The organism is Plasticicumulans acidivorans (genome assembly GCF_003182095.1).
In the GTDB taxonomy this organism is placed as follows: domain Bacteria; phylum Pseudomonadota; class Gammaproteobacteria; order Competibacterales; family Competibacteraceae; genus Plasticicumulans; species Plasticicumulans acidivorans.
The window spans coordinates 23,193-37,295 of the sequence record NZ_QGTJ01000006.1 but is presented as its reverse complement, the minus strand read 5'-3'; the positions used below and the strand labels follow the sequence as shown (position 1 = coordinate 37,295).

The 14,103-nt window shown below is 69.6% G+C and carries 12 protein-coding genes; 9 read left to right on the top strand and 3 right to left on the bottom strand.

The genetic code is table 11. The annotated features are described in order from the left end of the window. Positions 1-85 precede the first annotated feature (85 nt). The gene (locus C7443_RS11205; protein ID WP_110018704.1) at positions 86-1,198 is read left to right on the top strand and encodes a glycerol dehydrogenase; all 1,113 of its coding nucleotides are present in this window, start codon (positions 86-88) and stop codon (positions 1,196-1,198) included. A 116-nt stretch (positions 1,199-1,314) separates the two neighbouring features. Beyond that, positions 1,315-3,345 carry a diguanylate cyclase domain-containing protein gene (locus tag C7443_RS11200; RefSeq protein ID WP_110018703.1) on the top strand — a complete coding sequence of 677 codons (2,031 nt, stop codon included), beginning with the start codon at positions 1,315-1,317 and terminating at the stop codon, positions 3,343-3,345. Here the strand turns inward: C7443_RS11200 and C7443_RS11195 are convergent. Further along, entirely contained in the window at positions 3,315-5,123 is a 1,809-nt protein-coding gene (locus C7443_RS11195; RefSeq protein ID WP_110018702.1) for a glycosyltransferase family 39 protein, read from the bottom strand. The two genes, C7443_RS11200 and C7443_RS11195, sit on opposite strands and share 31 nt — an antisense overlap. Before the next feature lie 368 nt (positions 5,124-5,491). Here C7443_RS11195 and C7443_RS11190 point away from each other — a divergent pair, with 368 nt between their 5' ends. Genes C7443_RS11190 through C7443_RS11180 form a run of 3 tightly spaced genes read left to right on the top strand, consistent with a single transcriptional unit; the run spans position 5,492 to position 7,611 of the window. Continuing rightward, the gene (locus C7443_RS11190; RefSeq protein ID WP_170123588.1) at positions 5,492-6,847 is read left to right on the top strand and encodes a glycosyltransferase family 87 protein; all 1,356 of its coding nucleotides are present in this window, start codon (positions 5,492-5,494) and stop codon (positions 6,845-6,847) included. Positions 6,848-6,878: 31 nt separating this feature from the next. Beyond that, a complete protein-coding gene (locus C7443_RS11185) occupies positions 6,879-7,175 on the top strand; it encodes a thioredoxin domain-containing protein (protein WP_110018700.1) in 297 nt (98 codons plus the stop codon). Between the two features lie 13 nt (positions 7,176-7,188). Continuing rightward, positions 7,189-7,611, top strand: a complete 423-nt coding sequence (locus C7443_RS11180; RefSeq protein ID WP_110018699.1) for a VOC family protein — start codon at positions 7,189-7,191, stop codon at positions 7,609-7,611. 13 nt (positions 7,612-7,624) lie between these two features. On the opposite strand, the gene pdxR is transcribed toward C7443_RS11180, so the two are convergent. Beyond that, positions 7,625-9,112, bottom strand: a complete 1,488-nt coding sequence (pdxR, locus tag C7443_RS11175; protein ID WP_110018698.1) for a MocR-like pyridoxine biosynthesis transcription factor PdxR — start codon at positions 9,110-9,112, stop codon at positions 7,625-7,627. Positions 9,113-9,243: 131 nt separating this feature from the next. Here pdxR and C7443_RS11170 point away from each other — a divergent pair, with 131 nt between their 5' ends. From C7443_RS11170 to C7443_RS11160, 3 genes are all read left to right on the top strand, one after another. After that, positions 9,244-10,314 carry an FAD-binding oxidoreductase gene (locus C7443_RS11170; RefSeq protein WP_110018697.1) on the top strand — a complete coding sequence of 357 codons (1,071 nt, stop codon included), beginning with the start codon at positions 9,244-9,246 and terminating at the stop codon, positions 10,312-10,314. A 52-nt stretch (positions 10,315-10,366) separates the two neighbouring features. Continuing rightward, positions 10,367-11,059: a M24 family metallopeptidase gene (locus C7443_RS11165; protein WP_110018696.1), complete on the top strand. Its 693-nt coding sequence runs from the start codon at positions 10,367-10,369 to the stop codon at positions 11,057-11,059. Positions 11,060-11,268: 209 nt separating this feature from the next. After that, positions 11,269-12,492, top strand: coding sequence for a patatin-like phospholipase family protein (locus C7443_RS11160; RefSeq protein ID WP_110018695.1), 1,224 nt, complete (start codon positions 11,269-11,271; stop codon positions 12,490-12,492). Positions 12,493-12,501: 9 nt separating this feature from the next. On the opposite strand, the gene C7443_RS11155 is transcribed toward C7443_RS11160, so the two are convergent. Beyond that, positions 12,502-13,116 (bottom strand): LysE family translocator, encoded by a 615-nt coding sequence (locus C7443_RS11155; protein ID WP_246004628.1) that lies wholly within the window; start codon positions 13,114-13,116, stop codon positions 12,502-12,504. A 193-nt stretch (positions 13,117-13,309) separates the two neighbouring features. Between C7443_RS11155 and C7443_RS11150 the strand changes: the two genes are divergently transcribed. Further along, a complete protein-coding gene (locus C7443_RS11150) occupies positions 13,310-14,101 on the top strand; it encodes an SDR family NAD(P)-dependent oxidoreductase (protein WP_110018694.1) in 792 nt (263 codons plus the stop codon). Positions 14,102-14,103 lie beyond the last annotated feature (2 nt).

The following is a 14,103-nucleotide window of genomic DNA, read 5'->3' as shown; positions in this document are numbered from 1 at the left end:
GTGCGGTCGAACGGGCGGCAGCCCCGGCCGGCCGGGGCTAGGCTTCAAACCGACACCAACGGGTGCTCAGCGGGAGACAAACCCCATGCTCACGACTGCGATATTCCCGGGCCGCTATGTCCAGGGCGAAAACGCTCTCGGCGTACTCGGTGAAGAAGCCAAGCGCCTCGGCAACAAGGCGTTGCTGATCGGCGACGGCTTCGTGCTCGACCATCTGCACGACACCCTGCGCGCCGGCATCGGCGATACGCTGCCGGTGGTCGAAGCGCGCTTCGGCGGCGAATGCTCCGACGAGGAAATCGAGCGTCTGTGCGTGATCGCCCGCCACGAGCGTACCGACGTGATCGTCGGCGTCGGCGGTGGCAAGACCCTCGATACCGCCAAGGCGGTGGCCTACACGCTCGGCGTGCGCATGCTGATCGCGCCGACGCTCGCCTCCACCGACGCGCCGTGCAGTGCGCTGTCGGTGATCTATCAGCCGGACGGCAGCTTCAAGCGCTATCTGGTACTGCCGCACAACCCGGATACCGTGCTGGTCGACACCGCCGTGATCGTGCGCGCGCCGGTGCGCCTGCTGGTTTCGGGCATGGGCGATGCGTTCTCGACCTGGTTCGAGGCCGAGGACTGCCACGCCAAGCGCGGCTTCAACATGACCGGGCGCATGGGACCGATGACCGCCTACGCGCTGGCCCGGCTGTGCCACGAAACCCTGCTCGAATACGGCACGCTGGCCAAGCTCAGCGCCGAACAGGGGGTGGTGACGCCGGCGCTCGACCACATCGTCGAGGCCAACACGCTGCTGTCGGGCCTCGGCTTCGAGAGCGGCGGCCTGGCGGCGGCGCACGCGATCCACAACGGCCTGACCGCGCTCGCCGAAACCCACCACGCCTGGCACGGCGAAAAAGTGGCGATCGGGGTGCAGGGCCTGATGTTCCTCGCCGACAAGAAGCCGGCGATGATCGATACGGTCTACGACTTCTGCCTGGCGGTCGGTCTGCCGGTGACGCTCGCCGACATCGGCCTCAGCGAGGTCGACGACGCCAAGCTGCTGATCGCCGCGAACGCCGCCTGCGCTCCCGGCGAGACGATCCACAACGAGCCGGCCGAAGTCTCACCGGCGCGCGTGCTCGCCGCCCTGAAGATCGCCGATGCCGAAGGCCGCCGGCGCAAAGCGCTGCTGGCCGGCAACACCCGCTGATACGATGGCGCAACCTGCCGCGCGCGGGCACACCGGCGCGGCAGGGCCTCACCGTTCGTTTGATCAACCCTTCGGCCGGCCGCTTTCGGGCGCCGGCAGGCGCGGCACTTGCACTCATGCTGACTCGACTGGGACGGGCGCTGGTTTATGGCTTCGCGCTGCTGTGGTGGTGGCTGCCGATCGGCGACGCCGCGGCCGGCGCTGCGCAGGTCAGCACCCCCGAGCGGGTCACGCTGCAGCTGAAGTGGAAGCACCAGTTCCAGTTCGCCGGCTACTACGCCGCGATCGCGCAGGGCTACTACCGCGACGCCGGACTCGACGTGCAGCTGCTCGAAGCGCAGCCCGACACCGACCCGGTGCAGCAGGTGCTCGACGGCAGCGCCGATTTCGGCGTCGGCACCAGCGCGCTGCTGCTGTCGCGGTATGCCGGCAAGCCGGTCGTGGTCCTCGCCAACGTCTTTCAGCACTCGGCGCTGGCGCTGGTGATGCGTGAAGACAGCCCCACCGACTCGATCCACAGCCTGGCCGGGCGCACGCTGATGCTCGAAGCGCACGCCGATGAACTGCTCGCCTACCTGCGCCGGGAAGGCGTCGACCCGGCCAGCCTGCACTACCTGCCGCATCACTTCGACGCCCAGGACCTGATCGACGGCCGCGTCGATGCGATGTCGGTCTACCTCACCGACGAGCCGTTTTTTCTCGACCAGGCCGGCTTCCGTTACCTGACCTTCACGCCACGCAGCGCCGGCATCGATTTCTACGGCGACAATCTGTTCACCAGCGAGCAGCAGATCACCCTGCATCCGCAGCGGGTGCGCGCGTTTCGCGCCGCCAGCCTGCGCGGCTGGGACTATGCGCTCAGGCATCCCGACGAGATCATCGAGCTGATCCTCAGCCAGTACAGCCAGCGCCACAGCCGCGCGCAGCTCGCCTTCGAGGCGCAGCAGATGCAGGCACTGATCCGCGACGATCTGGTCGAGCTCGGTTACAGCCATCCCGGCCGCTGGCGCCACATCGCCGACACCTACGCCGAGCTCGGCCTGCTGCCGCGCGGCGCCAGTATCGAGGGCCTGCTCTACCAGCCGCACCCGCAGCTGCCGGCATGGCTGCCGCGCGCGGCGACCGGGCTGGCGCTGCTGCTGCTCGCCGCCGGCCTGTTCAGCATCTGGCTGCACCGGCTCAACCGCCGGCTGCGACGGCAGAACCACGCCCTCGAAACCGCGCAGGCCCGCCTGCTGGAAAGCGAGAGCCGCTACCGCCTGCTCGCCGAGCACGCCACCGACATGATCTGGACGCTGGAGCTCGCCGACGCCGCGCTGAGCTACTTCAGCCCCTCGCTGCTGCGCTGCAGCGGCTACACGCCGCAAGCGCTGAACGGTGCCACGCCCGAGCAGCTGTTCTGCCCGGAATCGGCGGCGCGCGTGCGCGACTACCTGGCGGCGATCGGCGATGCGGCACTGCCGGCGACGCTGGCGGGCGGCTGCGAGCTGGAAATGCGCAGCGCCGACGGCCACGGCCTGTGGACCGAGACCAGCCTCAACCTGATCCGCGACCTGCACGGCCGGCCGCTGGCGCTGATGGGCATCAGCCGCGACATCAGCGAGCGCCGCCTGCTGCATGCGCGCCTCGACCGCCTCGCCCACTTCGACCAGCTGACCGGGCTGCCGAACCGCACCCTGTTCTTCGACCGCCTGGAGCGCACGCTGGCGGCCGCATCGCGTGACCGCCAGCGCTGCGCGCTGCTGTATCTCGATCTCGACGGCTTCAAGGCGGTCAACGACAACGGCGGTCATGCCGATGGCGACCGCCTGCTGAAAAGCGTCGCCGAACGCCTGCTGCAGTGCTCACGGGCGGCCGATACCGTCGCCCGCCTCGGCGGTGACGAGTTCGCGGTGATCCTGCGTGACATCGCCGGGCCGGGCAGCGCCGCGATGATCGCCGAACGCATCATCGAAACGCTCGCCGAGCCGGTGCAGCTGAGCCGGCGCAAGGTCCGCATCGGCTGCAGCATCGGCATCGCCCTCTACCCCGATCACGCCCGCGACCCCGAGACCCTGCTGACGCGCGCCGACGCTGCGATGTATGCGGTCAAGCGCTCCGGCCGCCAGGGCTGGCGCTACTGCGACAGCGACGACGACGCCTCGTGAGCCGGCGCCGGTCCGAGCACCCGGGCCAGCTGCAGATGACCGGCGGCGCCGAGGTACTGCAGCAGGTAACGCTGACCGAGTTCATCGCGCACCGCCGGCGTGAACAGCAGGTAGAGCTGGCCGGGCGCCGGCGGCAGCGCCGCGAACTGCTCGGCTGACAGCAGCCAGGCCGCCGACTCGGGAGCATGCTCGCGGCCGAAGTACAGTTCGCGCCGCCAGTTGTCACCGCCGCTGCGCGCCGCGCGCGTCCAGTCGGCGACGACGGTCAGCGGCTGGCGGCGGTCGAGATACAGCGGCAGATCCTGCGGGTAATCGCCATAGACGACGATACGATCCTGCGCACCGGCCTGCTGGCGCAGGATCTGCGCCAGCGCCTGTGTCGACTGCTCGTCGAAGGCCGGGCTGAGCAGCACCGCACTCAGGCAGAAACTCATGCCCGCCAGCGCCAGCAGCGCGACGCCGCGCAGCGGTGCCCAGCGCCGCGCCCAGCCGGCCAGCAGCGCCAGCGCCGCCAGCCACACTGCCAGCCCGCGCAGCTCCACCAGCAGCTGCGGTCGACCGTAGCGTGCCGCCAGTCCCGGCACTGCCCACAGCAGCGCCAGCGCCGCCAGCGCCATCACCAGCGCGAAGGCCGCCAGCGAGCGCCAGCGCAGCTCGCCCTGCGGACCTTCCCGCAGCCAGCGATCGAGGCGATGGCCGAGCAGCAGCGCCAGCGCCGGCAGTGCCGGCAGCACATAACCGACGACCTTCGAAGCCGGCAGCGAGAAAAACAGCACGATCAGCGCCGGCCACAGCAGCAACAGCAGCAGCACCGGTCGCGACTCGCCGCCCTGCCGCAACTCGCGCCAGGCGGCCTGCACGGCGTGCGGCAGCAGCAGACTCCACGGAAACAGGCCGGCGGCCAGCACCGGCAGATAGAACCATAAAGGCTGGTGACTGTTGAAATCATGGCCGACGAAACGATCGAATTGCTGATAAATGAAAAAGAAATCGAAAAACCAGGGATTCGCCTGCTGCACCGCGTAAAACCACGGCAGGCAAATCACGGCAATCAGCAATAATCCCGACAGCGGTTTAAATGCCGGAATATCGCGCCAGCGCCGCATCAGGATTAACCAGGTGCCGACGACCATGAATGGCAATACCAAGCCGATCAGTCCCTTGGCGAGCACACCGAAACCACAGGCCAGATACGCCAGCAGCAGAAACACGAAACGCGCGCGCGACGCGGCAGGCTCGCGCCAGGCCAGCAGAAAGGCGAATAAGGCCGCCTCGATCAATACCGCGACTTCCAGATCGAGATTCGCAAATTGACTGGCGATGAAATAAAACGGGCTGGTCGCCAGCACCAGGACGCTGAGCAGTGCAGCGCGCCGGCCGAAGCAGCGCCGCCCGGCGTAATAGACCAGCAGGCAGCCGGCGATGCCGAACAGCGCCGGCATCAGCCGGATCGACCATAGATCGATGCCGAACAGGCGGTAGGCCAAGGTCTGCAGCCAGTAGAACAGCGGCGGCTTGTCGAGGAACGGCACGCCGTTGAGATGCGGCGTGATGAAGTCGCCGTTGAGCAGCATTTCGCGGGCGATTTCCGGATAGCGCCCCTCGTCGGGCACGCGCAGCGGCCGCACCGCCAGCGTCGACAGGAAATACAGCAGCAGGCTGCCGGGCAGCAGCACGGCCAGATAACGCCGGGCGACGCGCAGCAGCGCGGCCTGTCGGCCAGCCGCCACCGGACGATGCCGTGCGGGTGAATCCGCTTTGATCGAAACAGCGCGCATCGCAGCACCACCGAGACGGTGAATGATCCGGCCCGCCTTCGGTGCAGGCGACGGCCGTGGTCATTACCAGAGCGCCCGCCTCACCGAATCCGTGACAGACGGATTCATTCAGAAAAATTCAATGGAATGTAACGAAATGAATTCAAACAAAAATGAAATAACGATTTACAAAATTTGAGTGCGCCAGCAATACGACCCGGCGCCTGAACCGCATCGAAACCGCAATTCCGGTAAAATGCCGTTTCTTTCGACAGCCCGATGTATTCACACCACCGCTACGGGCGATCATTAATTCGGCAGTAAGGCTAGGGCCGCAAGCTTTCATGGAGCTTACGGACCATCATTTCCAACCGAGCGGATTCACCCCCATGTCCGATCGTCCTTTTCATGCCCCCTGGCCGCAGCGCGCGGCCTACCTGCTGCTGCTGACGCTGCTCGCCGCGCTGGCCGCCACCACGATCTTTCGCGCGGCGTTCTCCCAGGTCGAGCACACCGATTTCACCGTCTACCGTGCCGCCGCGCAGGCCGTGCTCGACGGCAGCGATCTCTACGCCGCGCACAATGCCCGCGGCTGGAACTACGTCTATCCACCGCCGCTCGCGGTGTTGATGGCGCCGCTGGCGCGCATCCCGGTGGCCTGGGGTGCGCTGCTGTGGTTTCTGCTGGCGCTGCTGGTCAGCGGCCGCGCCCTGCAGCTCGCCGCCGCGCTCGCCAGCGACGGCGGCCGCCGGCCCGAGCGCACGCTGTGGCTGGCGTTTGCCGTACTGCCGTGGTGGCTGTCGGGCATCATGCGCGGGCAGGCTTCCGAGCTGATGGTGTGGCTGGTCGTCGCCGCGGTGTGCTGCGAGCTGCGCGGCCAGCCGTGGCGCGCCGGCGCGAGCCTCGGCGGCGCGATCCTGCTCAAGGTGTTTCCGGCGACGCTGCTGCTGTGGTTCGCCTGGCGCCGGCAGTGGCGCGCGCTGGCCGCCGTGCTGCTGGTGCTGCTGCTCGGCGGCCTGCTGCTGCCGGGGCTGGTGCGCGGCTGGCAGCACAATCTCGATGACCTGCGCGAATGGAGCCAGCTGATGGCGCAGCCGGCGCTGCTCAGCAATCAGGCGCGGCAGGACAACCCGCTGTTCGACCAGCTGCTCGATGCGCGCAAGCCGCGCAACCAGTCACTGCAGTCGCTGCTCCTGCTGTGGCGCACCGACGGCCGCGGCGTGCAGGCACTGCTGATCGCCAGCGCGCTGGCGATGCTGCTGGCGATGGCACTGCGCGCCCGGCGCATGGCCGCCGGTGATGCACCGCTGCTGGCCGGTGCGGCGGTGTGCTGGATGCTGCTGATCCCGCCGATTTCGGAGTCGCATTACTTCGTCGCCATGCTGGTGCCACTGGCGGCGCTGGCGCGCGAATTCGACGCCGCCGATGCGCAGCGGCGGCGCATCGCCCGCGCCGGCAGCGGCGCCTTCGTCGCGCTGACGCTGTTTTCGGTCAGCTTCCAGCAGTTCGACGGCTACCGGCCGCTGTGCTGGGCGACGCTGATCGTCTGGGCATCGACGCTGCATCTGCTGGCCAGCGCGCGCAAAACGCCGACCCGCGGGCGAACTCAGGCGCTCCACCGCGATCGCAGTTCAGGTCATCCCCGCCTGCACGCGGAGTTCGCGCATGTCCCCCGCCCGCCGCACGCCGTGACTGCCATTCATCGCTTTACTGGTCTGCGCGTGCGGAACAGCGCAAGCCGCTGAGCGCGCGGCGCGGCGCAGCCCGCGGGCGACGGTGACGCTGGTCGCCGACCACGACCGCGTCGCCCCCGGCCAGGCCCTGTACTTCGGCCTGCGCCAACGCCTGGCGCCGCACTGGCACAGCTACTGGAAGAATCCCGGCGATGCCGGCCACCGCAACGGCACGCTGCGCTACATGGGCGGCATCGACAGCATCGCCTCGACCCGCGGCGCCGACGTCGACAGGGCCGAACCGTATCTGCGCAACGCCGTGCAGGCGGTGCTCGACGGCAAGCCGGTCGACAAGCCGCTGACCCGCCCCTACGGTTGCACGGTGAAGTACGCCAGCTGACACGGTGCGCCCGATGATCCCGATCCGCCGTCTCGACCACCTGGTGCTGCGCGTCGTCGACCTGACGGCGATGCTGCATTTCTACGTCGACGTGCTCGGCTGCCCGGTCGAGCGCCGCGAGGACACGCTCGGCCTGATCCAGCTGCGCGCCGGCGAGGCGCTGATCGATCTGGTGCCGCTCGACCGCCCGCTCGGTCGCGCCGGCGGCCCGCCGCCCGCGGTCAGTGGCGGCAACCTCGATCACTTCTGCCTGCGCGTCGACCCCTTCGACGAGGCCGCGATCCGCGCCCACCTCGCCAGCCACGGCATCGCCGCCGGGCCGACCGAGCAGCGCTACGGCGCCGAGGGCTACGGACCGTCGATCTATCTGCATGATCCGCAGGGCAATACCGTGGAGCTGAAAGGGCCGGCGCAGCAGGCAACCGCCCCGCGCTGAGGCCGCGCCCGCCTCAGGCGCCGGCCGGGCGCTGGCGCAGGATCGCCCGCTGCAGCCCCTGCAGCCCGCGCAGCAACTCGCGTTCGTCCAGCCCGCCGTAACCCAGGCGCAGGGCGTTGACCGCAGCGCCATCGTCACGAAAGGTACTGCCCGGCAGGATCCCGACGTGCTCCGCGAGCGCGTCGCGCTGCAGGCGGGCGACGTCGAGCGCCGGCGCCAGCTGCAGCCACAGCGCCAGACCGCCGTCGGGCTCGCGAAAGCTCAGCGCCCCGGCCAGCTGTTCACGCAGCCAGTGCATCGTCAGCTGCCGGCGCTGCGCGTAGATGCGCCGCGCGCGGCGGATGTGGCGGGCCAGCTCGCCGCTGTCGAACAGCTCGACCACGGCGCGCTCGGTGACGGCGTTGCCCTGCCGGTCGATCTGCATCACCGCGCCGGCGAGGCGCGCGATCACCGGCTCCGGCGCCACCACGTAGCCGACCCGCAGGCCCGGTGCCAGCACCTTCGACAGCGAGCCGACGTACATCACCTTGCCGCAGCGGTCGATGCTGGCCATCGGCAGCAGCGGCGTGCCGGCAAAGTGGAATTCGTGATCGTAGTCGTCCTCGACGATGACGAAGCCGAACTGCTCGGCCAGCGCCAGCAGGCGCAGGCGGCGGTCGGCCGGCAGGGTGACGGTGGTCGGGAACTGATGATGCGGCGTCAGGTAGATCGCCCGCAGCCGCTGCCGGCGGCACAGCTGCTCCAGCGCCTCGGGCAGCAGCCCGGCGGCGTCCTGCTCGATCGCCACCACCCGCGCGCCGCAGGCCTCGAAGGCCGCGCGCGCCGGCGGATAACTCAGACGCTCGATGGCGACCACGTCGCCCGGCTGCACCAGCACGCGGGCCGCCAGATAGATCCCCATCTGGCTGCCGCGCACCAGGCACAGCGTCTGCGCGTCGGCATGCAGACCGCGCTCGTGGCGCAGCATGGCGGCGATGCGCTCGCGCAGCGCCAGCAGCCCGCGCGGGTCGCCGTAGCCGAGCAGGTTGCCGCGCACGGTCTCGATCAGTGCGCGGCGAAAGGCCGACGACAGGGCATCGAAGGCCACGATGCGGCTGTCGGGCACGCCGTCGCTGAATTCGATCAGCTCGCGGCCGGCGGTGTCCGCCGGCGTCCACGGCGTGCCGTATACGGCGTAATCGGCCGCCGGCAGGCCGGCCTCGACGTCGCGCTCGGCGGGCGTCGCCGCGCGGGCGGGCGCCGGCAGCTGCGGCGATACGAAGGTGCCGCGCTTGCCCTGCGCCAGCAGCCAGCCCTGCGCGGCCAGCTCGTCATAGGCGGTGACCACGGTCTTGCGGTTGAGCGCGAGCCGCGCGGCCAGCTCGCGCGTGCCGGGCAGGGCCTCCCCCGGCCGCAGCAGCCCGAGGCGGATCTTTTCGATGATGGCCTGCGCGATCTGCTGGCTCAGTGCCAGCGGCGCACGGCGGTCGATGTCGATGCTGAGGTTCCAGTCTCTGCGCATGGCGCCAGCCTACGGCGGGCCCGGGCAGCCGGCAACTGGACCAGTCAGATTTACGTATCTGGACCGTTTCAAGGGTCCATCCGGCTCATAGCCTGTCGCGGACCGATAAGCCCCGTGAGTCGAAGCCAGCCATGTCGAGTCCCGCCACCGCGCCGTTCGCGGTCGAAATCCGCCATATCGAAGCCCTGTCCGCGCAGGTCAGGCGCCTCGTGCTGCAGGCGCAGCCGCCAGCCCGCGCCCGCTTCGCCGAAGGTCAGTTCCTCAGCCTGATGCTGGCGGACGGCAGCCGCCGCTCGTATTCCTACGCCGGCGCCTGCCGCGACGACGGCACTTTCGAACTGCATGTGCGACTGCATGCCGGCGGCCGTTTCTCGACGCTGCTGACGCAGGGCACGCTGCGTCCCGGCAGCCGCCTCGAAGCCATCGGCCCGTTCGGCGAATGCGTCTGGCAACCCGCCACCGCCGCCGACGCGCCGGTGCTGATGCTCGCCACCGGCACCGGCCTGGCGCCGCTCAAAGCCCTGCTCGAAGCGCAGCTGCCGCAGCCGGGCGCACCGCTGTGGCTGTACTGGGGCGGCGTCAGCGAGCAGGACCTGTATCTGCACGATCAACTGCGGGCGCTGGCCCGCCGCGCACCGCGCTTTCACTACGTGCCGGTATTGAGCCAGCCGTCCGCGCACTGGCCGGGCGAACGCGGCTTCGTGCAGGAGATCGCCATGCGCGATCACCGCGACCTGCGGGCGGGCACGGTCTACGCCTGCGGCGCGCCGGTGATGGTGCGCAGCGCCCTGCAGCAGCTGTGCACGCACTGCGGCCTCGACCCGGCGCGCTTTCATGCCGACCCGTTCGAACCCTCGGAACCGGCGCCGGCCCCCAGCCAGGCCGCGCCGGTGCGCATCGAGGTCCGGCGCGCCGACGGCAGCCGTACCGCGCTGGCGCTCGCCGCCAGTGGTTCGCTGATGACGGCGCTGCGGGCCGAGCGGCTGCTGATCGGCGTGTGCGGCGGCCAGCAGTCCTGCGGCACCTGCCGCATCCGCCTGAGCGCGGACCAGTTCCAGCGGCTACCCGCCCCCGCACGCAGCGAGCAGCGCCTGCTGCGCGCCCTGCCCGCCAGCGGCGCCCTCGACCGACTGGCCTGCCAGATCGCGCTCGATGCCGCGCTCGACGGCCTGCAGCTGACGATTCCCGGCGCGGACGGCTGAGCCTCGGCCGTCCCTGCCTTTTTCCCGCCTCGACTGACACTGGAGCGTTGATATGTCCGCAGTACTTTCCCAACAAGCTGAACTGGAAGCGGTCGGACCGCATTTCGATACAGAGAAAATGATGTTCGTGCGTGCCCTGACGCGCGAAGCGATTCAGCAGATCGCCGCCGCCGTGCGCCCGGGCATGATCGAGGAAGACGCCGTCGACATGGCCAAGGATCTCCTCGCCGACAAAGGCATGCTGCGCGGCTGGCACGACGTCTACGTGCGTTTCGGCCGCAACACCACCAAGACCTTCGGCGCGCCCTCGGAACCGGGCGTCGTGCTCGGCGACGACGATATCTTCCTGATCGATATCGGCCCGACCTGGCAGCAGTGGGAAGGCGACGGCGGCGACACCTTCACCACCGGCAGCAATGCCGAGCTTGCCCGCTGCGCCCGCGATGCCCGCGACATCTTCCATGAGACCCGCCGCCACTGGCTGGCGACGCAGGCCAGCGGCAGGGCGCTGTACGCCTTTGCCGTAGCCGCTGCCGAGCAGCGCGGCTGGACGTTGAACATGGATCTGTCCGGGCATCGCATCGCCGATTTTCCGCACGCGGCGATTCACCACGGGCCACTGGCCGAGGTCGAGTTCACGCCCGCACGCCAGCTCTGGGTGCTCGAAATCCACATCCGCAACGCCGCCGGCACGTTTGGCGCGTTCTATGAGGACATGCTGCTCGAAGACGCGTACTTCGAATAAGCCGCGGCGCTGAGCCCCTGCCGCAGCGGCCACGCCATCGGGCCGTGGCCGCTGTGGCCCTCTGCCGCTTAAGCGCGCGATACCGCGCCGACAGCGGCAGCCGGGGACAGACGAACGCGCTTCGCGAAGCGGTGACAGCAGCTGACATGCGGCCTGCCTACACTTCGCCGCGCGGTCCCGTCCGCCCCTGCCCAGGAGTCCGCTCCACCATGCCCGATCCGCTGAATCCGCTGTCGCGCCGCGTGCGCGATGCCGCCCGGCTCTGCCGCGCCTCCGCCGCCGTGCTGCTCGTTGTGCTGGCGGGCTGCGCCAGCCAGGCACTGCGCCACCCGGTCCCCAAAGACATGACCGCCATGGCCGAAATACCGGGCATCGCCAACGCCCGCATCTGGGGCGACGAGACGCCGGCCTGGATTCCGATCGTGGCCAGGCTGAGCCCCGAGGAGCTGCGCAAGACCTTCGCCGCCTCCTACGCCAAGCCGCACAACTACCTGGCGATCTCCGGCGGCGGCCCGGACGGTGCCTTCGGCGCCGGCCTGCTCAACGGCTGGAGCGATGCCGGCACGCGCCCCGCGTTCAACATCGTCACCGGCATCAGCACCGGCGCGCTGAGTGCGCCGTTCGCCTTCCTCGGTCCGAAGTACGACTACGTGCTCAAAGAGGTCTACACGCAGAACGCCACCAAGGACCTGATCGAGCGTCATCCGTACATCTCGGCGATCTTCGGTGAATCGCTCGCCGACACCCGCCTGCTGCGCGCCAAGATCGCCTCCTACGTCACGCCGGAGGTGGTCGAGGAAATCGCCGCGGCCCACAACGGCGGCCGGCGGCTGTTCATCGGCACCGTCAATCTCGACGTCGCCCGGCCGGTGATCTGGAACATCGGCGCCATCGCCGCCAGCGGCCAGCCGGGGGCGATCGAGCTGATCCGCAACGTCATGCTGGCCTCGGCCTCGATCCCCGGCGTGTTCCCGCCGGTCTACATCCCGGTGACGGCGAACGGCCAGACCTACGATGAAATGCACGTCGACGGCGGCACCGCGACGCAGGTGTTCCTCTACCCGGTGGGTCTGGACTGGAAGAAGATCACGCAGGCGCTGAAAGTCCCCGGCGCGCCGCACGCCTACATCATCCGCAACGCCAAGCTGCAGGCCGACTGGCAGGGCGTCGAGCCCTGGCTGCCGGAGATCGCCGGGCGCTCGGTGTCGTCGCTGATCCGCACGCAGGGCTTTGGCGACATGTACCGGATGTACATCAGCGCCAAGCGCGACGGCCTCGACTACAACCTCGCCTACATACCGGACAGCTTCGACGCGCCGCTCAAAGAAGCCTTCGACCCGGTCTACATGAACGAGCTCTACGCTCTGGGCTATCGCATGGCCAAGGCCGGCTACCCCTGGTCGAAGGCGCCGCCCGGCATGGAAGGCTTCTGAGCCGCCGCCTCAGTGCGGCACGCTCGCTGCGAACACCGCCAGCGCCAGCATCAGCAGCAGGCCGCCGGTCAGCCGCTCGACCTGGTGCAGGTGGCGAGCGCAGCGGGCGACGATCGCCGGGTGGCCGATCAGCGCGGCGAGCGCCAGGTCCCAGGCCAGCACCACGCCGAACATCCACACGCCATAGGCACACTGCACGGCGAACGGCGTGGCGCTGCCGGCGAGCAGCGAGAACAGGCTGGCGTAGAACAGTGCGTTCTTCGGATTGAGCAGCGCCGAGAGCAGGCCGCCGAGCAGGCCGCTGCCGCTCGCCGCGCCGCCCAGCGCGTCGACATCGAGCCGCGAGCGGCTGCCGAGCAGGCGCACGCCGAGATAGGCCAGATAGGCGCCGCCGGCCCACTGCACCCAGCGAAACGCCGGCGTATCGGCGCGCAGCAGCGCAATGCCGCCGATGGCCAGCGCGATGAACACGGCGTTGGCCAGCGCCACCCCGCAGCACACCGCGCCGGCGCGGCGCCAGCCGCCGGCCAGGGCGCTGCGCACGATCAACAGAAAATCCGGCCCCGGGCTGAGCAGCGCCAGGAAATGCGCGCCGGCCACCATCAGGAACTGCTGCCACTGCATGATCCACTCCTCACCTCGTACCCAGGAGCGGCAGTGTCGGCAGCCGCGGCGCCGGCGTATTGAAGGAAATTGCCGGCCATGCGCTGCTGCACAGCCGCCATCCATGCCACCGCGCCCGCCATGCGGAACCGCCGCCGGCGACCGGCAGTCAGCGGCTCGGAACAGGCCGTTTCACCACCCGAGGACTTCTGCCATGCATATCGATCTTTCCGGCAAGACCGCCATCGTCACCGGCTCCAGCGCCGGCATCGGCTTTGCCATCGCCGCAGGGCTGGCGCGCGCCGGTGCGCACGTCATCGTCAACGGTCGCAGCGCCGCCAGCACCGCGCAGGCCGTCGAGCGGATCGCCGCCGCGGCGCCGCAGGCGCAGGTCGAAGGCCATGCCGGCGACCTCGGCACGGCACAGGGCTGCGCCGAGCTGGTCGCGCGTTATCCGAGCTGCGACATCCTGGTCAACAACCTCGGCATCTACGGCCTGCAGGATTTCTTCGAGACGCCGGACAGCGAGTGGCAGCGCTTTTTCGAGGTCAACATCATGTCCGGCGTGCGCCTGTCGCGCGCCTACCTGCCGGCGATGGTCGGCCGCGGCTGGGGCCGCGTGGTGTTCATCAGCTCGGAATCGGCGCTGAACATCCCCGCTGACATGATCCACTACGGCTTCACCAAAACCGCGCTGCTGTCACTCGCCCGCGGCCTGGCCAAGCGTGTCGCCGGCAGCGGCGTGACGGTGAACTCGGTGCTGCCGGGGCCGACGCTGTCCGACGGGCTGGCGACGATGCTCGCCGATGAAGTCAGCGCCTCGGGCAAAACGCTGGATGAAGTCGCCGCCGAGTTCGTCGTCGCCCACCGCCCGTCCTCGATCATCCGCCGCGCGGCAAGCGTCGAGGAAGTCGCCAACATGGTGGTCTACACCTGCTCGCCGCAGGCCTCGGCGACCACCGGCGCCGCGCTGCGCGTCGACGGCGGCGTCGTCGACAGCCTCTGAGC

Bases quoted from the DNA above. Each gene is read 5' to 3' on its own strand.
- C7443_RS11165 (WP_110018696.1), top strand. From the start codon at position 10,367: ATGTCCGCAGTACTTTCCCAACAAGCTGAACTGGAAGCGGTCGGACCG.
- C7443_RS11180 (WP_110018699.1), top strand. From the start codon at position 7,189: ATGATCCCGATCCGCCGTCTCGACCACCTGGTGCTGCGCGTCGTCGAC.
- pdxR (WP_110018698.1), bottom strand. From the start codon at position 9,112: ATGCGCAGAGACTGGAACCTCAGCATCGACATCGACCGCCGTGCGCCG.
- C7443_RS11195 (WP_110018702.1), bottom strand. From the start codon at position 5,123: ATGCGCGCTGTTTCGATCAAAGCGGATTCACCCGCACGGCATCGTCCG.
- C7443_RS11190 (WP_170123588.1), top strand. From the start codon at position 5,492: ATGTCCGATCGTCCTTTTCATGCCCCCTGGCCGCAGCGCGCGGCCTAC.
- C7443_RS11160 (WP_110018695.1), top strand. From the start codon at position 11,269: ATGCCCGATCCGCTGAATCCGCTGTCGCGCCGCGTGCGCGATGCCGCC.
- C7443_RS11170 (WP_110018697.1), top strand. From the start codon at position 9,244: ATGTCGAGTCCCGCCACCGCGCCGTTCGCGGTCGAAATCCGCCATATC.
- C7443_RS11155 (WP_246004628.1), bottom strand. From the start codon at position 13,116: ATGCAGTGGCAGCAGTTCCTGATGGTGGCCGGCGCGCATTTCCTGGCG.
- C7443_RS11150 (WP_110018694.1), top strand. From the start codon at position 13,310: ATGCATATCGATCTTTCCGGCAAGACCGCCATCGTCACCGGCTCCAGC.
- C7443_RS11200 (WP_110018703.1), top strand. From the start codon at position 1,315: ATGCTGACTCGACTGGGACGGGCGCTGGTTTATGGCTTCGCGCTGCTG.
- C7443_RS11205 (WP_110018704.1), top strand. From the start codon at position 86: ATGCTCACGACTGCGATATTCCCGGGCCGCTATGTCCAGGGCGAAAAC.